Source organism: Streptomyces sp. HmicA12 (assembly GCF_000373565.1).
Taxonomy (GTDB): Bacteria; Actinomycetota; Actinomycetes; order Streptomycetales; family Streptomycetaceae; genus Streptomyces.
The window spans coordinates 54,924-76,518 of sequence record NZ_KB891802.1; the positions used below are offsets into that span (position 1 = coordinate 54,924).

General features: G+C 73.8%; 14 protein-coding genes. 9 read left to right on the top strand and 5 right to left on the bottom strand.

Features of this window, described 5'->3' with window-relative positions:
• The first annotated feature begins 2 nt into the window (after positions 1-2).
• On the top strand, positions 3-2,192 hold the full coding sequence (locus B072_RS0111155) for a bifunctional glycosyltransferase/CDP-glycerol:glycerophosphate glycerophosphotransferase (RefSeq protein ID WP_018530023.1): 2,190 nt from the start codon (positions 3-5) through the stop codon (positions 2,190-2,192).
• Positions 2,193-2,194: 2 nt separating this feature from the next.
• Here B072_RS0111155 and B072_RS42960 read toward each other — a convergent pair whose 3' ends face one another.
• The 4 genes from B072_RS42960 to B072_RS0111175 form a co-directional block, all read right to left on the bottom strand.
• On the bottom strand, positions 2,195-3,667 hold the full coding sequence (locus tag B072_RS42960; protein ID WP_018530024.1) for a hypothetical protein: 1,473 nt from the start codon (positions 3,665-3,667) through the stop codon (positions 2,195-2,197).
• Between the two features lie 118 nt (positions 3,668-3,785).
• A complete protein-coding gene (locus tag B072_RS0111165) occupies positions 3,786-4,157 on the bottom strand; it encodes a hypothetical protein (RefSeq protein ID WP_018530025.1) in 372 nt (123 codons plus the stop codon).
• Between the two features lie 49 nt (positions 4,158-4,206).
• Entirely contained in the window at positions 4,207-5,736 is a 1,530-nt protein-coding gene (locus B072_RS0111170; protein WP_018530026.1) for a bifunctional glycosyltransferase/class I SAM-dependent methyltransferase, read from the bottom strand.
• Between the two features lie 30 nt (positions 5,737-5,766).
• Positions 5,767-7,011 carry a glycosyltransferase family 39 protein gene (locus B072_RS0111175; RefSeq protein WP_199791029.1) on the bottom strand — a complete coding sequence of 415 codons (1,245 nt, stop codon included), beginning with the start codon at positions 7,009-7,011 and terminating at the stop codon, positions 5,767-5,769.
• A 246-nt stretch (positions 7,012-7,257) separates the two neighbouring features.
• Between B072_RS0111175 and B072_RS0111180 the strand changes: the two genes are divergently transcribed.
• Genes B072_RS0111180 through rfbD form a run of 3 tightly spaced genes read left to right on the top strand, consistent with a single transcriptional unit; the run spans position 7,258 to position 10,222 of the window.
• Positions 7,258-8,325: a glucose-1-phosphate thymidylyltransferase gene (locus B072_RS0111180; RefSeq protein WP_018530028.1), complete on the top strand. Its 1,068-nt coding sequence runs from the start codon at positions 7,258-7,260 to the stop codon at positions 8,323-8,325.
• Positions 8,322-9,314 (top strand): dTDP-glucose 4,6-dehydratase, encoded by a 993-nt coding sequence (rfbB, locus tag B072_RS0111185; protein ID WP_018530029.1) that lies wholly within the window; start codon positions 8,322-8,324, stop codon positions 9,312-9,314. The genes B072_RS0111180 and rfbB overlap by 4 nt, the downstream gene beginning before the upstream one ends.
• Positions 9,311-10,222: a dTDP-4-dehydrorhamnose reductase gene (gene rfbD / locus B072_RS0111190; RefSeq protein ID WP_018530030.1), complete on the top strand. Its 912-nt coding sequence runs from the start codon at positions 9,311-9,313 to the stop codon at positions 10,220-10,222. The genes rfbB and rfbD overlap by 4 nt, the downstream gene beginning before the upstream one ends.
• Here the strand turns inward: rfbD and B072_RS0111195 are convergent.
• Complete coding sequence (locus B072_RS0111195) at positions 10,203-10,823, bottom strand: dTDP-4-dehydrorhamnose 3,5-epimerase family protein (protein ID WP_018530031.1); 621 nt, start codon at positions 10,821-10,823, stop codon at positions 10,203-10,205. The genes rfbD and B072_RS0111195 overlap by 20 nt on opposite strands.
• A 150-nt stretch (positions 10,824-10,973) precedes the next feature.
• On the opposite strand from B072_RS0111195, the gene B072_RS42965 reads away from it, so the two are divergent.
• The 5 genes from B072_RS42965 to B072_RS0111225 all read left to right on the top strand — a co-directional run bounded on the left by B072_RS42965 (position 10,974) and on the right by B072_RS0111225 (position 21,594).
• Complete coding sequence (locus B072_RS42965) at positions 10,974-12,989, top strand: hypothetical protein (protein WP_158689181.1); 2,016 nt, start codon at positions 10,974-10,976, stop codon at positions 12,987-12,989.
• A complete protein-coding gene (locus B072_RS0111210) occupies positions 12,989-14,116 on the top strand; it encodes an acyltransferase family protein (RefSeq protein ID WP_018530033.1) in 1,128 nt (375 codons plus the stop codon). Before B072_RS42965 ends, B072_RS0111210 begins: the two co-directional genes overlap by 1 nt.
• A 100-nt stretch (positions 14,117-14,216) precedes the next feature.
• Positions 14,217-17,723: a bifunctional glycosyltransferase/CDP-glycerol:glycerophosphate glycerophosphotransferase gene (locus tag B072_RS0111215; protein ID WP_018530034.1), complete on the top strand. Its 3,507-nt coding sequence runs from the start codon at positions 14,217-14,219 to the stop codon at positions 17,721-17,723.
• The gene (locus B072_RS0111220; protein ID WP_018530035.1) at positions 17,720-20,455 is read left to right on the top strand and encodes a bifunctional glycosyltransferase/CDP-glycerol:glycerophosphate glycerophosphotransferase; all 2,736 of its coding nucleotides are present in this window, start codon (positions 17,720-17,722) and stop codon (positions 20,453-20,455) included. Before B072_RS0111215 ends, B072_RS0111220 begins: the two co-directional genes overlap by 4 nt.
• Positions 20,455-21,594, top strand: coding sequence for a glycosyltransferase (locus tag B072_RS0111225; protein ID WP_018530036.1), 1,140 nt, complete (start codon positions 20,455-20,457; stop codon positions 21,592-21,594). Before B072_RS0111220 ends, B072_RS0111225 begins: the two co-directional genes overlap by 1 nt.
• Position 21,595 lies beyond the last annotated feature (1 nt).

The following is a 21,595-nucleotide window of genomic DNA, read 5'->3' on the forward strand; positions in this document are numbered from 1 at the left end:
CCGTGCCCCGCTTCAGCGTCGTCGTGCCCGCCTACAAGGTGCAGGGCTTCCTCCGCGCGAGCCTCGACTCCGTCCTCACCCAGTCGTTCACCGACCTCGAAGTGATCGCTGTGGACGACGCGTCGCCCGACCACTGCGCCGCGATCCTCGCCGAGTACACGGCCCGCGACCCGCGCGTCACGGCCGTCCACCTCCCCGAGAACGCGGGGGTCGGACCGGCCCGCAACGCCGGCGCGGCCCGCGCGCGCGGCGACTACCTCCTCTTCCTCGACGGCGACGACACCTTCACCCCCGGGCTGCTCGCCGCCCTCGACGCGCGGCTGCGCACCACCGGCGACCCGGACCTGCTGCTCTTCGACCACGTCAACGTCTCCTGGTCGGGCCGGGGCGGCCGCACCGGCACCGCGGCCCTCCTCGCCGAGGCGGGCGAGGACACCTTCACCGTCCGGGACCGCCCCCGGTACCTGAACGCCTACCAGGCCGCCTGGAACAAGGCGTACCGCCGCGACTTCCTCGTCACGCACGGACTGCGCTACCCCGAGGGCCTGTACGAGGACGTCCCGGTCACCTACCGGGCGCTGATCGCCGCCGAGCGCGTCGCCTGCCTCGACCGGGTGGGAGTGGAGCACCGGCAGCGCCGCCAGTCGTCCGTCGAGCGCACCCCCGAGCGGCTGCGTGCCGCGATGCTCACCCAGTTCGACGCCCTGTTCGCCTTCCTCGACGCGCACCCCGCACACGACTGGGCCGGGCCGCTCCTGCTGCGCCAGGCCATGGGCCACCTGCGCGCGGCGCGGCCCGACGAGCCGGGCCCGCGCGAGGAGTTCCGGCGCGAGACCGACGCCTTCCACCGCCGCCACGCGCCCGACGGCGCCGCCCCGGCCCGCCCGCGCCGCCGCACCGCGCCGCCGCGCCGGCTGCGCGCCGTCCTCAAGAAGGTGCGCGGGGCACGGCGAACCCTGCGCGACGGCGTCGTCCGCCGCCTCAGGAAGTACTGGCGCGCGGTCCAGCTGCGGCGCCCGCTCGACCCGTGCCTCGCGGTGTACGAGGCCGGGGGGCGGCGCGGGGTGCTCGGCGGCCCGGCCGCCGTCCACGCGGCCGCCCGCGCACTGGCCCCGCACATCAAGGGCGTATGGGTGGTGAACGCCAAGGACGCGCGCCGCCTGCCCGAGGGCGTGGACCACGTCGTGCCCGGCTCGCCGCGCCATGCCGCCGTCCTCGCCCGCGCCACGTACTTCTTCAACGACGTCGACTGGGACGCGGGCCAGGCCAAGCGGCCGGGGCAGGTCTGGGTCCAGACCCACCGGGGCACGCCGCTCGGCCACGAGGGCCTCGACCTGCGCGAGCGGCCCGCCGCCCGGCAGGGCCTCGACCTGCGCGCCGCCCTGCGCCGCGGCGACCGCTGGGACCACAGCCTGGAGGCGGGCGCGTACGCCGCGCGGGCCCGGCAGAGCGCCCACCCCTGCCGCTTCACCACCCTGCTCACCGGCAACCCCCGCAACGACGTGCTGGTGCGCGGCGACGCCGCCCGCGCCGCCCGCGCCCGCGAGCGCCTGGGCGTCCCGGCCGGGAACACCGTGGTCCTGTACGCGCCGACCCGCCGTGACTACCGCAGGGGCGGATACGTCCGGAACATCGACCCGGCGGCCCTCGCCCGCGCCCTGGGCGACGACCACACCCTGGTGGTCCGGCTGCACCCGAGCCTGGCCAAGGCCCCCGAACGCGCCCTGGAAATGCGGGACTTGGAGCGTTCCGGGGTCCTCGTCGACGCGACCGACGAACCCCACGTCGAGGACCTGCTGCTCGCCTCGGACGCGCTGATCACCGACTACTCGTCCCTGCTCTTCGACTACGCCGTCCTGGACCGGCCGATCGTGGTGCACGCCGACGACTGGGAGGCCTTCCGGCTGAGCCGCGGCGCCTACCTCGACATCACCGAGCAGCCGCCGGGCCATCTCACCCGCACGGAGGCCGAGTTGGCGGACGTCTTCGCCTCGGGCGCCTGGTGCGACGCCGAGTCGGCGCGGCGCAGGGCGGAGTTCCGGGCGCTCTACTGCGAGGCCGACGACGGGCACGCCGCCGAGCGGGTCGTACGCCGCGTCCTGCTGGGGGAGACGGCACGACTGCCCGCCACCGCAGCGCAGTTGCCCGCGGCGCGCAGCGACACCGCGCCGGCCGGGCAGCCGGTCGGCTGAGGTCAGCCGACCGGGGACGCCTGCCGCGGGACGGGCTCCGTGCGGGGTTCGGCGACCGGGGCCCCGGCACGCCACCGCACGACGTAGGCGCTCACGACGAACACGCAGGCGACGGTGCCCGCGAGCGCGGGCCAGTACACGTAGCGGAAGTTGGACTCGGGCGCGGTCGGCAGGTAGGCGAGGATGTAGACGAGGGAACTGGCCCCGATGAGCCGCAGCTCCCTGCTGTACGGCCCCGGCCACCGTCTGCGCAGGACGAGGACCAGGGAGACGGCCAGCCAGAACCAGCCCTGGAAGAGCATCGGCAGGTTGCGCACACAGCCGGTCACGTAGTCGCGCAGCGCGGCCCGCAGCGTGTCGTTGGGCTGCTCGTGGCGCGCGATCTCGGGCAGCGTGCTGCCGGGGAGCCGGGTGCCGTTCAGGAAGGGCTGGTTGCTGCGGAACAGCAGCTTGGTGAAGACCCGGCCCCGGTACGCGGCGTAGTCCTGCCAGTGCCTCGGCATCTGCCGCGTCCACATCCGCGTCAGCACGTCGGCGTTGCGGCTCAGCTCCATCAGGTCGAACGTTCCGCCCTTGCGCGGATAGCACTCCAGGTACGCGTTGGAGGTCAGCCCCCGCCGTCGGCAGTCGGTCGTCGCGGTGACCATCCGGTCGGTGAAGTCCCGGCTCCCGCCCGCCTCTTCGGCGGCGGCCCGCACCTGCGCCGGGGTGAGGACATGGACGAGGTCGTCCACCGGGATCACCGCGTAGACGCGGGTCGGCAGCGGATGGGCGAGCGCGGTCACCCCGACGCTGCCGACCGCGGTGACGGCGGCGAGGACCCCGGTCGCGGCCAGCCAGCGGCGCCGGCCCGGGGCCGGCCACAGCGCGAGGACCAGCAGCGCGAAGACCGGGAGCACGGCGGGGAAGCCGTTCTTGCGGACCAGACCCGCGTACACGATGAGCAGCACGCCGAGCACCAGCAGGACCCAGCGGGTCCGGGTGCGGCCGGCCGGCAACCCGCGGGCGGTGAGCGCGAGCGCGCAGACCGCGAGCAGCGCGTACGCCAGATGGACGTCCTTCCAGACGACCCCCGTGAAGTTCATGATGTGCGGCGCGAGACCGACGGACAGCATCGCGAGGGAGAGGCAGCGGCTTCCGGTGCCGCGCCAGACCAGGCGGGCGAGCATCCACAGCGATCCCCACAGCAGCGCGGCCTGCAGATCGACCATGGTGGAGAGGGACCCCGTCGTCGACAGCAGGCCCCGCCACAGCAGCGCGAGGACCGGCGGGTGCCAGTCGCTGACCGGCACCTCCCCGACCGCCTGGCGGAGCTGGAAGGCGCTGTCGGCGCTGAAGTACCCGGGGTGGAAGACGGTGGCCGCGGCGCAGCCGCACACCGCCGCGATCACCGCCAGCCACCACGGCCACAGCCCGCCGCGCCGGTGGGCGTCGCGCAGGGCGGCGGCCGCCCGGTGGATCGTCGTTCTCGGCATGGAGGCGAAGGCCTTTCGGGGGCGGGGGCACGTGAGACACGCGGACAGACGGCTGCCGGGGCCGCCGCGGCGAGTGCGGTGGCCCCGGCAGCCGGGACGGCGGGTGGTTCGGTTCGGGTCAGCTCTGGCCGGCCATCACCGTGACGAGCCCGAGCACCACCAGCACGGACCCGCCCCAGGTCCAGACGTTCGTCTTCTCGTGCAGCACCGTCGCGCTGACGAGGACGATCAGAAGATAGCCGAGCGCGTTGAACGGATAGGCGATCGACAGCGGTACCTGAGCGAGTGTCGTCATCCAGGCCACCGCCGAGACGGCGAAGACCGTCAGCCCGAGCACCACCCACGGGCTGGTCGCCGCGGCCATGGCGACCGAACCGCCGCGGCGCCCCGCCGTGGCCGCGGCGGCGCGCATGCCGTGCTTGAGCAGAAGCTGACCGCCCGCCGAGGAGAACACGGCGAACAGCAGCAGAAGCAGACTCGGGAGACTCAAGGGCCTTTTCCTGACGGGAGGTTGCGGGGCGTCGCCCTGCGCGGTCTGCTCAGGCCCGGCCGGCCGGGGCAGCGTCGTGCTCGGCGGGGACGAACTGGCGGTTGAGGAGGTCCTGGACATCGATGTGCTCCCCGGCGACGATCGTCTGGGCCGCATGCGGGGTCAGCGATGCGACGATTTGGTAGCCGAAGAGAGTCGGCCTGATGCGGGTCAGCAGCCGGGACGCCGCCGCCAGGGTCCGCGCCACGAGCCCGCCGCCGAGCACCGACCAGAAGGGCGCTCCGGTGGACGTGACGTCGAGGACGTCGTACCCGGCCGCCTTGACCGTGCGGCGCAGGCTGTTGCGGGTGAAGAACCGCAGGTGGGTCTCGTCGAGGATGCCGCGCCGGTCGTAGCCGAAGACACCGAGCGCGACGCGCAGCCGCGAGTACCAGTGGCTGAAGTTCGGTACGGACAGCAGCACCCGGCCGCCGGGCCGCAGCACCTCGGCGACCTGCGCGAGCAGCTTCTCGGGGCGCGACAGGTGCTCGACGACGTCACCGGCGACGACGTAGTCGAAGTCCGCCCCGATCTCGTCGGGCAGGCCCGCCTCCAGGTCGGCGAGGAAGAAGCGCGAGCACTTCTCGCGCACCCCGGGCACCTCGATGTAGTCGACGCCGGTCACGGTGTGGCCGAGCGCTTCCAGCCGCTCGGCGAACAGGCCGCCGGAGCAGCCGAGGTCCAGGACCCGGCCGGGCGGCAGCGCCTTCATCTGCTCCAGGATCACCGAGTGCGAGGAGCCGTCGCCCTCCTTGAAGGCGTACTCGGCGGGCTTGGGGATCCACGGGCAGGTGCCGAATCCCTTGAGCGCGAGCCGGTACTCCAGGACGTCCTTGACGACGTCCTTCGCGTACTTCATCCCGTTGACGTAACAGATCTCGTCGCCGTAGTACGTCGGGATCGGGATCTCCTCGATCCGCATTCCGGCGTCGATGAGCTGGACGATGATCTGCGTGTCGAAATCGAACGCGTCGGTGTTGTGCTGAAGCGGCAGCTTGCTCAGCGCGGACACGCTGTACGCCCGGTAGCCCGAATGGAATTCGGTGAGCCGGGAGCCGAGCAGCTTGTTCTCGAAGCGGGTGAGAACACGGTTCCCGAGCCACTTGTAGAGCGGCATTCCGCCCTTTCGGGCGCCGCCGTTCTTCATCATGCGGGAGCCGAACACGGCCTCGCATTCGCCGCGTTCGATGGGGGCCACCATCTCCGGCAGGAGTTCCGGGGCGTATTGGCCGTCGCCGTGCAGCAGCACCACGATGTCCAGACCGCGTTCGATGGCGAGCGCGTATCCGGCCTTCTGGTTTCCGCCGTAGCCCAGGTTCTTGGTGTGCCGCATCACCACGGTCTTGGGCCGGTTCTCCAGACGCGACCAGCGGCGGCCGACGTCGAACGTGTCGTCGTGGCTGGCGTCGTCGAGGATGTGGATCTCCGCGATACGAGAACGGAAGTCCTCGGGAATGCGGTCGAGCGTCGTCTCCAGGGTCGACTCCGCGTTGTACGCCACGACCAGGATGCCGATCCTGGGAGCCGGACTCTCTTTCACAGAAGTACTCCACTTTCCTTTTGCTGATGGTCAGTTGGTGGGTGACGCGGCCGACTCGGGCGCGGCTTCGGCGCGGGGGGCGGTGATGGCCGCGGCGGGCCGCGGGCCCTCGGGGGCGGCCGTGCGCAGGGTGGTGCGGACGCCGTCGGCGATGGCGGCGGCGAGGACGAGCCAGCCGAACGCGGCGAGCCACAGGAGCGGGTCGGGCCAGACCACGGCGTTCGGCCCCGCGTACGCCCACCAGGCGACGGCCCCGACCACCGCGTTGAAGGCGAGGCCCTGCCACAGGCCCACCGCGCACAGGCCGGCCGCGGCCCAGGCCAGGTACTGCGCCCCGGAGGCGGTGGACAGGAGCAGCAGCAGCGCCATGGTCAGGCCCACCACGGCCGGGGCCTGGTCGGGGCGGCGCCAGGCGAGCCAGAGGCCGAGGGCCACGCAGGCCAGGACGGACAGGAAGTGCCCGTCGCCGCGGGCGAACCCGATGGCCGACTCGGGCAGGCCGAGCCAGTCCATGAACCGGATCAGGCCCCAGAGCCGGTAACCGCCGCCCTCGTAGGCCAGGACGTTCTCCTTGAACGCCATCGGCACCGTGAGGAGCACCGGCCCCCACAGCGCGGCGAGCAGCCCGCCGAAGCCCGCGGTGAACCGCAGCAGGGTCGGGCGTCCGCCGCGCAGGGCCGCCACGAACAGGGCCGGGACGACCACGATCGGCACCAGCTTGACGCTGATCGCGAGCGCGGCGACCACGCCCGCGACGAGCGGCAGCCTGCGGTCGGCGAGGAGGTGGGCGGCCAGCAGGGCCAGCGCGACGGCCGCCGGATCGGTGTTGCCGTGGTAGCCGGAGACCCCGATCAGGACCGGGCTGGCCGCGACCGCCACGGCGCACAGGACGGCGCTGCGCAGCCTCGCCCGGCGCCGCACGATCTCGAAGACGACCACGCACGCGAGTACGTCGCCGAGCGAGGCGGGCAGCCGGATCAGGAACGCGAACGACGCGCCCAGCTGCTCGGCCCACGTCATCGCCGCGAGCATCAGGCCGGTGGCCGGCGGATGGTTGTAGACGGGCAGCCCGGGCAGGTCCTGCGCGTAGACGCGCACCGGCCCGTACTTCTCGATGGCCCCGGCGAACCCGTGGAAGAACCGCACGTCGGCGGGGCCCGGCGAGCTCGCGGCGATGAACAGGCGCACCAGCAGCCCGAGCACGGCGGCGGCCAGCACCGCGGCACGCGCTTTCGCGAGATTTCCGCGGGCCCACGGTCGCGCAAACAAGGTCATGAGCGTGGAACGTAGCAACGCAGTCGAATCCCATGCCGAACCGATGAACACATCGGAAATGCGTGAGAGTTCCTCGGCCAGGGATTCTGGTGCACAGGGATGACCACCCCCGATTACTGATTCACCCGGATGGCCCATATGCCCCCGTAATCCGGATGCCTCATCTCTCGTTCACCCACTGCCACCCGGCGGACTCACCTGCCGCCATTCACCGTTCATCCGGCCCCAGTGCGAAGGACAGGCACAGTGAAGGCACTTGTACTCTCCGGCGGCGCCGGCACCCGGCTGCGTCCCATCACGCATACCTCGGCCAAACAACTCGTCCCGGTCGCCAACAAGCCCGTGCTTTTCTACGGGCTCGAGTCGATCGCCGCGGCGGGGATCACCGAGACGGGCATCATCGTCGGCGACACCGCCGACGAGATCGAGGCGGCCGTCGGCGACGGATCGCGGTTCGGGCTCGACGTCAGCTACATCCGCCAGGACCAGCCGCTCGGCCTCGCCCACGCCGTCCTGATCGCGCGGGACTTCCTCGGCGACGACGACTTCGTGATGTACCTCGGCGACAACTTCATCGTCGGCGGCATCACCGATCTCGTGGCCCAGTTCCGCACCACCCGGCCCGACGCCCAGATCATGCTGACCCAGGTGCCCGATCCGCGCGCCTTCGGCGTGGCCGAACTCGACGCGCAGGGCGGGGTGGTGAGCCTGGAGGAGAAGCCGGAGAACCCGCGCAGCGATCTCGCGCTCGTCGGCGTCTACCTCTTCACCCCGGCGATCCACCAGGCCGTCCGCTCCATCAAGCCGTCCCAGCGCGGCGAGCTGGAGATCACGCACGCGCTGCAGTGGCTCATCGACGAGCGGCGCGAGGTCAGCTCCACCGTCATCTCCGGTTACTGGAAGGACACCGGGAACGTCGTCGACATGCTGGAGGTGAACCGGTCCGTGCTCGAACTCCTCGATCCCGTCTGCGAGGGGACCGTCGCCGACGACACCGAGATCATCGGCCGGGTGCACATCGGCGAGGGCGCCACCGTGCGCTCGTCCCGGATCGTCGGCCCCGCGATCATCGGCCCGCGCACGACGGTGGAGAACTCCTACATCGGGCCGTCCACGTCGATCGCCGAGAACTGCCGGATCGCGGACAGCGAGATCGAGTACTCCATCGTGCTGTCCGGCTCCTCGCTGCAGGGCGTGGGCCGCGTCGAGTCCTCGCTGATCGGACGCGACGTCCAGATCACCCCCGCCCCGCACATCCCGGCCGCGCACCGCCTGGTGCTCGGCGACCACAGCAAGGTGCAGATCTCCGCATGACGCGCTCCCCCCGCATCCTCGTCACCGGCGGCGCCGGATTCATCGGCTCCCACTACGTCCGTACGCTGCTCGGGCCGCACGGCGCCGCCGACGTGGCGGCCGTGACCGTCCTCGACAAGCTGACCTACGCGGGCAACCCGGCCAACCTCGACGAGGTGCGCGCCGACTCCCGCTTCCACTTCGTCCACGGCGACATCGGCGACGCCGAACTCGTCGGCAAGCTGGTCTCCGAACACGACCAGGTCGTGCACTTCGCGGCCGAGTCGCACGTCGACCGCTCGATCCAGGGCGCGGACGCCTTCGTGCGCACCAACGTCCTCGGCACCCAGGTGCTCCTCGACGCCGCGCTGCGCCACCGGCTCGGCACGTTCGTGCACATCTCCACGGACGAGGTGTACGGATCGATCGACGAGGGCTCCTGGCCGGAGACCGACCCGCTCGCCCCCAACTCGCCCTACGCGGCCTCCAAGGCGTCCGCCGACCTGATGGCGCTCTCCTACCACCGCACCCACGGTCTCGACGTCCGGGTGACGCGCTGCTCCAACAACTACGGGCACCACCACTTCCCCGAGAAGATGATCCCGCTGTTCATCACCCGCCTCCTGGACGGCGGCCGGGTGCCGCTGTACGGCGACGGGCTCAACGTCCGCGACTGGCTGCACATCGACGACCACGTGCAGGGCATCGAGCTCGTACGCACCGGGGGCCGGGCCGGCGAGGTCTACAACATCGGCGGCGGCACGGAGCTCACCAACCGGCGCCTCACCGAGCTGCTGATCGAGCGGTGCGGCGCGGACTGGAGCCGGGTCGACCACGTCGAGGACCGCAAGGGGCACGACCGCCGCTACTCGGTCGACTGCGCCAAGATCCGCGACGAGCTCGGCTACGTACCGGGCAAGGACTTCGAGACCGGGCTCGCCGAGACCGTGGACTGGTACCGCGAGAACCGCTCCTGGTGGGAGCCGCTGCTCGGACGGGCCGCGCTGTGAGCGCCCGGGGAACCTGGCTGGTCGTCGGGGCGGGCGGCATGCTGGGACAGGACGTCACCGCGCTGCTCGCGCGCGAGGGAATCGCCCATGTCGCCCTCGGCAGAGGCGAGTTGGACCTGACGGACGGCTCCGCGGTCGCCGACGCGCTGACCCGCCTCGCGCCCTCCGCCGTCGTCAACTGCGCCGCCTGGACCGCCGTCGACGACGCCGAGACGCGGGAGGCCGACGCGCTGCGGGTGAACGGCGCCGCAGTCGAGACCCTCGCCGCCGCCTGCGCGCAGCGCCCGGACACGGCCCTGCTGCACGTCTCCACCGACTACGTCTTCGCGGGCGACGCCCGCAGCCCGTACGCGGAGGCCACGGTCCCCGCGCCGCGCACCGCCTACGGACGGACCAAACTCGCCGGTGAGCAGGCCGTGTTCGCGGCTCTGCCCGAGCGCGGGTACGTGGTGCGGACCGCGTGGCTGTACGGCGCGGGCGGGGCCAACTTCGTACGGACCATGATCCGTCTGGAGGGCGTGAAGGACACCCTCGACGTCGTCGACGACCAGCGCGGGCAGCCCACGTGGAGCGCCGACCTCGCCGGGCAGCTGCTCGGGCTCGGCCGGGCCGCGCTCGCCGGGACCGCGGCCCCGGGCGCCTACCACGGCACGAGCGGCGGCGAGGGCACCTGGTGCGACCTGGCCCGCGAGACGTTCCGGCTGCTCGGCGCGGATCCGGCGCGGGTGCGGGCCACGACCAGCGACGCCTTCGTGCGGCCCGCGCCCCGGCCCGCGTACAGCGTGCTCGGGCACGAGCGGTGGCGGGCCGCGGGGCTCGACCCGATCGGCGACTGGCGGGGCCGGCTCGCCGCGGCCTTCCCCGCCCTGCTCGCCGCCGAGCGCGGACTTACTGCTGTGCGGGGATAGGCGTCTGCCCGCCCGCGCGTTCGCGCTGCCAGGCGGCGCAGTCCTCGTAGGAGGGAAGCAGGCCCCCGCGTTCGGCCTCGGCCAGCGTGGGGGCCGCCGCGTCCTTGTCCGAGAGCAGCGGGGTCACGTCCCCGGGCCAGGCGATGGCGAGTTCGGGGTCGAGCGGGTGGATGCCGTGCTCGCGCATCGGGGCGTAACCGGTGGAGCACAGGTAGACGACCGTCGCGTCGTCGGTGAGCGCCATGAAGGCGTGGCCCAGGCCCTCGGCGAGGTGCACGCTGCGGTGCGTGGAGTCGTCGAGGCGGACCGCCTCCCAGCGGCGGTACGTGGGGGAGCCGGTACGGACGTCGACGATCACGTCCAGGACCGCGCCGCGCACGCACTTGACGTACTTGGACTGGCCGGGCGGCACGTCCGCGAAGTGGATGCCGCGCAGCGTGCCGCGGGCGGAGACGGAACAGTTGGCCTGCGCGAGGACCGGTCCCGCGCCGGTGGCCGTGGTGAAGTCCTCCTCCTTGAACCACTCGTGGAAGCTGCCACGGCTGTCCGTGAAGATGCGCGGCTCACTGACCCAGGCGCCTTCGATGCTCAACGGCCGCATGTGCAGGCCTCCTTGCGTGTAGTGCGGGAACGACAACAGGTCTCAACCCGCCCGCCGTTCGCCGGTCACTGTCGCTGGCCCGTACGGGTGACGGTCCCCCGGGTGGCTCAGGGGCAGTGACCCCGGCGGCCCGCCGGGGTTGGACCCTGGATGAAGATCTTGAACCGGCCCCCGGCGCCGCCCCGGTCCGCCGTCCCCACGGCCCGTCACCCCGAGGCGCCACCGGGGCGGCCGCAGCGGCAGGAGCGGCCGGACCGGGTGGTGCCGGGCTGGTCGGTGCCCGTCGCCGTGCTCGCCGGAACGCTCCTCGTCGGGCTCCGGGCGGCCCGGCTCGGGCAGTGGATCGTCGACGACGCCGCCGTCACCTTCGCCTACGCCCGCAGTGTGGGGGAGGGGCACGGCTTCGTGCAGCAGCCGGGGGCCGGGCCCGTCGAGGGGTACTCCAACCCGGCGTGGCTCGCGCTGCTGGTGGCCGGCCGGGCGCTCGGACTCCTCGACCGCGGGGCCTGGTTCGGGATCAGCGACCTCGTCCTCTTCCCGAAGGCGCTCGCCCTCGCCTGTGTCGCGGGGACGCTCGCCTGTGTCGCGGTCGTGGCCCGTGCCGCGCTCGCCGGGCGGGCGTGGATCGCGGTGCTCGCCGCGGGCGCGCTGCTCGCGGCCGATCACGCGTACGTGGTGTGGAGCTTCTCCGGCCTGGAGAACGCGCTGTACGGTCTCGCCGCCGCGGCCCTCGGCGCGCTGCTCGTGCGCGGCGCCGCCCGGCTCGCCGCGCCCGGTCCCGCCTGCGCCGCCGCCGGTCTCGCGCTGCTTGCCGCGCTGACCCGGCCGGACGGGGCCGTGCTCGCCGCCGCGTACCCGCTCACCGCGCTGTTGCTGCGCGGCCGTGGCGCCGTGCGCTGGGCTCTTGTCAACTGCGCCGGCTTCGCGGCCGGTTACGGGGTGTTCCTGTGGTGGCGGCATGCCACGTTCGGCCGCTGGGTGCCCAACACGGCTGTCGCCAAGGCCCAACAGGCACCGGATCTGGCCGACTTGGGGAAGGTCGGCGAACTGCTCGGCTACGCGGGGTGGGCGTTCGTCCTCGTCTGCGTCGGCTGCGCGGGCGTCGTCGTGGCCCGGCCGGGACCGCCGCGGCGCGCCGTCGCCGTGCTGTGCGTGCCGCTCGGGCTCACCCTTCTCGCGTACGGGGCGCTCGCGCCGGACTGGATGCCGCTGTACCGGTTCGCCACCCCGGTGTGGGTGCTCGGCTCCGCCGTCGCCGCACTCGCCCTCACCGGCGCCTTCGCCGGGGCCCGGCCAAGGGCCCGGCTGCTGCTCGGCTGCGCCCTGGCCGGGGCGCTCACCCTCTCCCTCGCCGGGCAGCAGGAACAGGGCGCCGGGTTCCGCCGTGAGCCGACCCTGTCCATGTGCTGGGTCGCCGACCGGTACGGCCGCACCTTCGACAGCTACGCGGACCGGCTCGCCCTGGGCCCCGGGGCCGTCGCCGCGCTGCCCGACCTCGGCGGCACCCTGCTCAGCAGCCGGCTCCGGGTCGTGGACGTCGCCGGGCTCACCGACCGCCGGATCGCCGACGCGTACGCGGCCGGGGACAAGGCCGCGCTCACCCGCTACGTCCTGCGGGAGGTCCGCCCCGAACTGATCCACGCCCACGCCGCCTGGCCCGGCAGGACGGGTCTCACCCCGGCCCGGCTGAGCGCGGCCGGCTACGTGCCGCTGTACCGCGAGGAGAACGGCGGCGACTGGGTCCTGGCCGCCGCGGTCCCCGGCGGGCAGCGCCGTATCGACGCCGTACGGCAATGGGCGAAGCCCCGTATCGACCGGATGCGCCACGAGAAGCACCACGAGCGCGGCCGACTCGGCGACTGCGGGGCCCGCCTGACCCCGGCCCGCGCCCTGACGTCCGCGCCGCGCACCGCCCCACCGCTCCCCGGCCCCGGCACCTCGGCCCGTCCGATCCCGCTCGCCACGCCAGGCGCACCGCTGTCGCGGGTGGCGCCGGCGACGATCCGCCGCGATGCGCGGCCCGCGACCGTCCCCGCTCCCGCTCCGGGGCCGGCCCCCCGTGTGCCGCTCCCGGGCCCCGGCACCTCGGCCCGGCCCATCCCGCTCGCCACGCCGAATCCGCCGCCGGCCCCGCTCATGCCCGCCGTCGCCCGGAAGGCCCTGTGATGACGACCGCGCTCGTCCCGCGCCAGTCGCCGCTGCGGCAGCGGGCCCGTGTGCCGCGCAGTGACCGGCTCGACTCGCTCACCGGGCTGCGCTTCCTCGCCGCGTTCGCCGTGTTCACGCACCACTTCACGGGGGCGAGCGCGGCCGGCGGCGTCGCGCACGCGCCCTTGCTGTTCCCGTACTCGACGATGGGGGTCTACGGGGTCGGGTTCTTCTTCGTCCTGTCCGGGTTCCTGCTGGCCTGGGGGCACCGGTCGGGGACGCCCGCGCGGGTCTTCTACCGGCGGCGCGCGGCCCGCGTCCTGCCGCTGCATCTCGCGGCGACCTTGCCGTGTCTGTGGGTGTTCCACGTGTGGGGCGGCGTGCCGTGGGACCTGCCGAGTCTCCTGGCCTCGCTGGTCCTCGTGCAGACCTGGTTCCCGGGCGTCGTCCCGATGTTCCCGGGCAACGGCGTGTCGTGGACGCTGAGCGTCGAGGCGTTCTTCTATCTGCTGTTCCCGCTCGTCATCCGGGGTGCCTACCGGCTGCGTACGCGGACGCTGCTGGCGCTCGCCGCGGCCGGTCTCGTCGCCATGTGGGGCGTCAACCGGTGGGCCTCGACGCACCTTTCGCCCTTCCACGCCGAGTGGCTGATGCGGCACCCGCTGGCCCGGCTGCCCGAGTTCGCGCTCGGACTCGCGCTCGCGGTGGCGGTGGGGCGCGGGCTGCGCGTCCCCGTGCGGCCCGGGCCGCTTGCCGTCGTCTTCGCCGCGTACACCGTCGTGTACGTCCACCGCGACGCCTGGCTCCCGGCAGGGGTGGCCGGTCAACTGGACGCGTCCGTACGGCCGTTCGTCGCCCTCTTCTCGGTGCTCGTCATCGTCGCCTGCACGCAGCGCGAGCGCGACGGGCGGCGCGGCCGGCTCTGCGCGCCGTTCATGGTGCGGCTCGGCACCTGGTCGTACGCCTTCTATCTGCTGCACCAGACCGTCGACCGGCTGATCGTCGAGCGATGGGGACGCGCCGTGCCCGGCGACCGGAACGTGTTCACCCTGATCGGCGTCGCGACCGTCGTCGTCGCCCTGTCCTGGGCCGCGTACACCTACGTCGAGGAGCCCGCCCGGCGCCGCTGGGCCCGCGCCGGATGAACGGTCACCCATATGGCCCATGCGGGGTGACCGGCGTCAACGGCACCGGTTGTTAACGCGTACACCCATCGCCGTTCGCCGGAAGGAATGTGCGCAGCGCATGACACCCCGACTCACCGTTGTCGTCCCCATCTACAACGTCGAGGAGTACCTCGGCGCATGCCTGGAGTCGCTGTCGGCGCAGACCGTGCGTGACCTGGAAGTCGTCATGGTCGACGACGGCTCCACCGACGGCAGCGGAGAGATCGCGCGCGACTTCGCCGAACGGGACGACCGGTTCCGGCTCGTGGAGCAGGCCAACGCCGGGCTCGGCGCCGCCCGCAACGCGGGCGCCCGGCACGCCCGCGGCACCCACCTGGCGTTCGTGGACAGCGACGACGTGATCCCCGTCGGCGCCTACGAACTGATGCTGGACAGCCTCGCGGAGTCCGGCTCCGACTTCGCCACCGGCAACGTCTTCCGGCTGCGCGCGAACGGCGTCGAGGCGCAGTCCCCCATGTTCCGCAAGCCGATGGCCACCACCCGCACCGCCACCCACGTCACCCGCGACTGGGACCTGCTCGTCGACCGCATCGCCTGCAACAAGGTGTTCCGGCGCGACTTCTGGGAGAACAACTCCTTCGCCTTCCCCGAGGGCGTCCTCTTCGAGGACATCCCCACCGTGCTGCCCGCCCACTTCCTCGCCCGCGGCGTCGACGTCCTCAGCGACACCGTCTACCTGTGGCGCGACCGCGACGGCTCCATCACCACCCGCCGCGCCCAGCCCCGCGCCGTCCGCGACCGCACCGAATCCTGCGCCTCGGTCAGCCGCTTCCTCGACGGGCACGACAAGTGGCGGGAGGCCAAGCGGCGCTACGACTCCAGCGTCCTGTCCAGCGACCTGTGGCTGTTCATGGAGGCACTGCCGGACGGCGCGGCCGACTACCACGAGGCGTTCCTCGACCACGCCAACTCCTTCCTGGACACGGTCGATCCGGGCGTCGTCGACGAGCTGCCGCTCAGCCTGCGCGTGCGCTGGCACCTGGTCCGCGAGCGCCGGATGACCGACCTGCTGGCGTTCATGGCGTACGAGAAGGCCAACCCGGGCACCTTCCGCGCCCGCCGCGGACTGCGCGGCCGCCGCGCCGACTTCCCGGCGCTCGGCACGCCGCTGCCGCGCGCGGTCGCCGGACTCGCCACCTCCGAACTGCCGCTCAACGCCCGTATCACCCAGGCCGTCTGGGGCGAGGACGGCAAGCTGCGGCTCAAGGGCTACGCCTACGTACGGAACATGCCCGCGGGCCGGCTGGCCGCCCGCGCCCGCGTCGCCTGGCTGCGGGCCGGCAGGCGGCGGGCGGTGCCGCTGCGGCTGCAGACCGTGCGCTCCCGCGAGGCCACCCTCAACTCCCGCCAGGGAATGCACAATTACGACCGCGCCGGCTTCGAGACCGTCGTCGACCCGGCCAGGCTCGTCACCGCACGGGCCAGCACCACCTGGAACCTGGAGCTCGGCGCGTACGCGGGCAGCCTGCTGCCGCGCACCGGACCGGTCCGCATGGGCGGCGGCTGCCCGCTGCCGGTCCGCCAGCTCGACGACTTCCTGCGGGTCGTGCCCACCCTCGACGCGGGACGCCTGCGACTGCGCGTGGAGCGCCCCGGGGCGCGGCTCGTCGCGCACACCCGGGCCGGGGACGTCCTGCGCGTCGAGGGCGAGACGGCGCCGGGCGCGCCGGGCGATCCGGTCGCCGTCCGCGTCCAGAACTGGCGGTCCAAGGAGTTCCACGACCTGCCCGTGACCGCGTCCGGCCGCACCTTCACCGCGGACGTCCCGCTCGCCCTGTTCGGCGGCGCCGAGGACGTGGCCGATCCCTGGGGCGCCACCCTGGTCCTGCGCGGCGGCAAGGTGACCCCGCTCGCCGTGCGCCCCGACATCGCGCCCGGCCGCTACGGCCTCGGCGGCGGCCGCGAACTGATGGTGCTCGCCAACCCGTCGGGCAACACCGAACTGCGCGACCAGACCGTGCGCCCCGTCGTCGACACCGTCCGCTGGGAGGAGTGCGCCGAGGCCGACTGCCGGGTCTGCGGGGACTGCCGCGAACCCGGGCACCTGCTCCTCGCGGGCAGCTACCCGGCGCCCGGCGCCCGCGAGCTGGTCCTCGTGCACGACGGCCACGGCGAGGAGGCCGTGCTCCCGGTCACCGTCGCCGACGGCCGCTTCGAGGCGCTCGTGCGCCCGCACGCCGTGGACGGCCCCGCGGGCGTCCTGCCGCTCCTCGAAGGCGCCTGGCAGCCGTATCTGCGCGAGCCCGGCGACAGCGACCCCGACCACCGGGTGCCGGTCCTGGTCGCCCCCGCCCGGCACGCGGAGCTGCCGCTCGTACGGACCCTGCGCGGCCGGGACTTCACCGTGCGGCGCCGCCGCCACGACCAGCTCCTGATCGTCTCGGGCTCCTCGCTCGCCGAGTCGGACCGGGGGCGCGGCGCCCAGGCCGCGCTGCGCGAGCGGTACGCCGCCTGGCGCACCCTGCCCCGCCGCGACACCGTCCTGCACATCAGCTTCGACGGCCGCCAGTACTCCGACTCGCCGCGCGCCGTGCACGCCGAACTCATGGCACGTGGAACCGAGTTGGAGCACCTGTGGGTCGTCCGCGACCAGCAGGTGGAGCTGCCGCCGGGCGCCACGCCCGTCGCCCTGTGGAGCGCCGAGTGGCACGAGGCGCTGGCCCGCAGCCGCTACATCGTCACCAACACCCAGCTGCCCGAGTGGTTCGAGCGGGCCGAGGGACAGTACGTCGTCCAGACCTGGCACGGCACCCCGCTCAAGCGGATCGGCCGCGACATCGCCGGCAGCGTCTCCGCCAACCCGAAGTACATCGCCACCCTGCCCGCCCGCGCCGACCAGTGGTCGCTGCTCGTCTCCCCGAACAGCTTCTCCACGCCCGTGCTGCGCGGCGCCTTCGGCTACACCGGCGACGTCCTCGCCTCGGGCTACCCGCGCAACGACCTGCTGCGCGCCCCCGACCGCGACAAGCTCGCCGCCGCCGTCCGCGAGCGGCTCGGCATCCCCGAGGGCAAGCGCGTCATCCTCTACGCGCCGACCTGGCGCGAGAACCAGCCCCGCACCTCCGGCAAGTACGGCCTCGACCTCCAGCTCGACCTGGAGGCGGCCGAGGCGGCCCTCGGCGACGAGCACGTCCTGCTGGTGCGCCGCCACTACATGGTCGGCGGCGCGCTGCCCGTCACCGAGTTCGTCCGCGACGTCAGCCGCCACCCCGACGCGGCCGAACTCCTGCTGATCGCCGATGTGCTGGTCACCGACTACTCGTCGATGATGTTCGACTTCGCGCAGACCGGCCGGCCGATGGTCTTCCACACGTACGACCTCGACCACTACCGCGACACCCTGCGTGGCTTCTACTTCGACTTCGCCGCCCAGGCGCCCGGCCCCCTGCTGCGCAGCAGCGACGAGGTGATCGCCGCGCTGCTCGACGCGGACGCCGCCGTCGCCGGGCACCGGGACGCCTACGAGCGGTTCCGCGAGGCGTTCTGCGACCTCGACGACGGCACCGCCGCGGCCCAGGTCGTCGACGCGATGCTCGCCCACGGCCCGGCAGGGGGCGGGCTGTGAGCGGCGCCGGGGGCGATCCGTTCGACGTCAGCGTGGTGGTGGCCTGCCCCGCGGGCACGCACCCGGCGCGGCTGCGGGCCACGGTCGACTCCGTCCTCGACCAGACCCTGGCCCGCAGCGAGGCCGTCCTCACCGGCGACGGCGTCGGGGAGCACGGCGCCGCCCTCGCCGCCGACCACCCCCACCGGGTCGGCACCGGGGCGCCCCGCGGCACGTACGTCGTGCCGCTCGCCCCCGGTGAACTCCTGGAGCGCAACGCCTGCCGCAACCTGTACGCCGCCGCCCGGCGCACCGGCGCCGACCTGGTCGCGGGCCGCTGGACCCGGTCGGCCGGCGACGGCTCGGCGCGGTCGGCGCCCGGGTGGCAGGCGGACCTGTACGGCAGGTCGCGGGTCGTGACGGACCCGGCCGACGCGCCGGAACTGGTGACGCGGGACGCGCTCGACGCCGGCTTCGGCGTGCGCCGCGCGTGGGCGCACGGGGTGGCCGGGGGAGTTCTCGGCGCCCGGTCGGGCCTCGCGCTCGCGCTCGCCGCGAGCCGGATCGCCCTCGTCCCGAACCTCGTCGTCACCGGCCGCGCCGCCCCCGACCCGCTGCGCGAGCTACCGGCCGCCGTCGCGGCGCAGCGCCACGCGCTGTCCCTGCTCACCGATCCCCGGCTGCGGGCCGCCCGCGCGCACGCCTTCCTCCTCGACCAGGTGCTGCCCTGCGCCCGCGCCTTCCTCGGCCTGTGTCGAGACGAACGGCACCAACTCGCAGCTGAGTACGCCCCGTTGCTGGACGGCCTCGTCGACGGCGACGCGCTGCACGCCCTGCCGCCCGTGGAGCGCGTCGCCGTGTCGCTGCTGGCCGACGGCGACGCGGACGGGGTGCGCGACGCCGCGTACGCCCTGGCGCGGCCCGGCACCGTCGTCACCGCGCCGCTGCGCCGCGACGGCCGCGTGTACTGGAGCGCGGAGCGGACCGGCGCCGCGTACGACATCACGGAACTCGGCCTCCAGCACCTGGACGTGAGCGCCCTCGTGCCGCTCAACCGCGTCACCCGCTGCGCCCCCGAGGGCGGCCGGCTCGTCGTCGAGGGCGCGGTGGCGCTGCCGCCCGACGTCCTGAACGGCGAGCGGGCCGCGGCCCTCACCGCCGAGTTCGGCTTCACCGGGGGCCGGGCGACCGTGCCCGTCGACGACGTGCGGCTCACCGCGGACGGCCTCGTGTGGCGGGCCGCCGTCCCCCTCGGCGCCGTGCTGCGCCCGCGCGGCATCGGCGACCGCGACCGGGAGCCGTGCCTGCTCCTCGCCGTCGACGGCGTACGGCTGCCCCCGCTGCCGCTGTACACCGAACCGGACGCCCTGCCCGCCGACACCGCGGGCCTCCCCGCGCGCCCCCGGCTGACCCGCCTGACGGCCGACACCTGGCAGCCGCGCAGCACCGCCTCCCACCATCTGGCGCTGTCCCTGACCGCGCGCGGCCTGCCCGCCCGCGCCGCCAACTCCCTTGCCACGCAAGCCCGTCGGCTGCTGAGCCATCGCCGTGTCGACCGCGTCCGGCACGCCCTGCGCGAGGTGTACCGGGCCCTGCACAGCCGGCGCACCAAGACCCGCGTCTACCGTCACCTGCTGCGCCGGCTCCCCGTCAGCCGCGGCACCGTCGTCTTCGAGAGCCACATGGGCACGTGCTACGGCGACAGCCCCCGCGCCGTCCACGAGGAACTCCTCGCCCGCCGCCGCGGCGCCCGCGTCGTGTGGTCGTACGCGGACGACCCCACCGGTTTCCCGAAGGACGCCAAACTGGTGCGCCGCTGGTCCTGGCGCTACCTGTGGGCGCTCGCCCGCGCCGAGTGGTGGGTCGACAACCAGGGCTTCCCGCACGCCCTCGACAAGCCGCGGCACACCACGTACCTCCAGACCTGGCACGGCTCCGCGTACAAGCGGATGGGCCACGACGAGATCCGCCACAAGACGCAGAACGCCCCGCAGCGCGAGCAACTCGCCCGCGCGGTGGGCCGGTTCGACAAGTTCCTCGTCCGCTCCGAGCACGACGTGAACACCCTCGCCCGCGCCTACCGCATCCCCGAGGAGCGGCTGATGCGCATCGGCTACCCCCGCAACGACCGGCTCGTGGAGGCCCGCGGGCGCGACGAACGCGAAGGCCGCTTCCCACGCCCCGCCCTCGCCGCCGCGCTCGGCATCCCCGACCACAGGACGATCGTCCTGTACGCGCCCACGTTCCGCGGCGCACCGGGCGGCAAGCAGGCACAACTACTGCTGGACGTAAGAGAGTTCGCCGAGCGGTTCGGCGACACCCACACCCTCCTCGTGCGCGCCCATTACATGGAGACGGCGACCCTGCCCGTCACCGCGCCCGGCGCCGTCGTCGACGTCTCCCGCCACCACGACGTCAGTGAACTCCTCTGTCTCGCCGACGTGTTGGTCACCGACTACTCGTCGATCATGTTCGACTACGCGCTCCTGGACCGCCCGATCGTGCACTTCGCCCCCGACCTCGACACGTACGCGGCCGAACGCGGCAGCTACTTCGACCTGCGGGCCCGGGCCGGTGGTCCGGTCGTCGACACGCAGGACGCGCTGCACCGCACGCTCGCCGGGATCAAGGAGAGCGACGCCGACTGGCAGGAGGCGCGGCGCGCGTTCGCCGCCGAGTTCGGGCGCTACGACGACGGGGGGGCCGCCCGCGCCGTCGTCGACGCCCTCTTCACCCGAAGGACGGGCAGCTGATGAGCCGGGACCTCTTCCTCGTCGCCAACACCACCGACGAACTGGGCGGCGTCACCGCCTGGACCCACCAGATGGCCCGGCTGTTCCGCTCCGCCGGGCACCGCGTACACGTCATCGGCGTCCACGAGTCCGACCTGAAGATGGCCGTGCCCGAGCGGCCCGACTACCCGGTCACCGCCCTGTACCCGAGCCACCCGCTCACCGCGCGCCCCATGCGCGGCCGCCGCCGCTTCAGCGTCCGGGCCCGGCGCCGCGAGGCCCGCCGGATCGCCGCGAAGAAGGTGGCCGTCGCCAAGCTCGACGCCCTCCTCGGCGCGGCCCCGGCCGGTTCCGTCGTGGTCGTCACCCAGGTGTGGCCCATGGAGTGGCTGCGCGAGATCGACACCGCGCACCTCACCGTCATCGGCATGAGCCACGAGTCGTTCGCGTACACCCGGGCCTGCCACCGCTACGACTGGGTGAAGCGGCACTACCCGCACGTCGACCGCTGGCTCGCCCTCACCCAGGAGGACGCCGACCGCTGGACCGCCGAGGGCCTGAACAACGTCGGCGCCATGCCCAACGCCCTCGCCCACCTCCCCGCCGTCCCCTCCCCGCGCACCGCGAACGTCGTCGGCTCCATCGGCCGCCTCGCCGACCAGAAGGGCGTCGACATGCTCCTCGACACCTGGGCCAAGGTCGCACCGCTGCGCCCCGATTGGGAGCTGCACGTGTACGGGGCCGGCGCGGACGAGCCCCAACTGCGGCGCCAGTGCACCGAGTCGGGGCTCGACGGATCCGTGCGGTGGCTCGGCCGGACCGACGACGTGCCCGGCGCCCTCGCCACCTCCTCCGTGTTCGTGCAGTCATCGCGCGGCGAAGGGTTCCCGCTCGCCCTGATGGAGGCGATGGCGAGCGCGGTGCCCTGCGCGGCGTTCGACTGCGCGCCGGGGGTGCGGGAGATCGTGCGGGACGGGGAGGACGGCCTCCTCGCCCCCCTCGGCGACCTCGACGCGCTCGCCGACCGCCTGCTGCGGCTGACCGGCAATCCCCGGATGCGGGACGCGATGGGGGACCGCGCCCGGGTGAACGTGCAGCGGTTCTCCGAGGAGCGGGTCCTGGAGATGTGGGAGGACCTCTTCGCCCTGCTGGAGCGGTAGC

What these genes read in the sequence shown, in the direction of transcription:
- B072_RS0111210 (WP_018530033.1), top strand. Translation starts at nt 12,989, where the DNA reads ATGACGACCGCGCTCGTCCCGCGCCAGTCGCCGCTGCGGCAGCGGGCC.
- rfbB (WP_018530029.1), top strand. Translation starts at nt 8,322, where the DNA reads ATGACGCGCTCCCCCCGCATCCTCGTCACCGGCGGCGCCGGATTCATC.
- B072_RS42960 (WP_018530024.1), bottom strand. Translation starts at nt 3,667, where the DNA reads ATGCCGAGAACGACGATCCACCGGGCGGCCGCCGCCCTGCGCGACGCC.
- B072_RS42965 (WP_158689181.1), top strand. Translation starts at nt 10,974, where the DNA reads ATGAAGATCTTGAACCGGCCCCCGGCGCCGCCCCGGTCCGCCGTCCCC.
- B072_RS0111175 (WP_199791029.1), bottom strand. Translation starts at nt 7,011, where the DNA reads ATGACCTTGTTTGCGCGACCGTGGGCCCGCGGAAATCTCGCGAAAGCG.
- B072_RS0111215 (WP_018530034.1), top strand. Translation starts at nt 14,217, where the DNA reads ATGACACCCCGACTCACCGTTGTCGTCCCCATCTACAACGTCGAGGAG.
- B072_RS0111225 (WP_018530036.1), top strand. Translation starts at nt 20,455, where the DNA reads ATGAGCCGGGACCTCTTCCTCGTCGCCAACACCACCGACGAACTGGGC.
- B072_RS0111195 (WP_018530031.1), bottom strand. Translation starts at nt 10,823, where the DNA reads ATGCGGCCGTTGAGCATCGAAGGCGCCTGGGTCAGTGAGCCGCGCATC.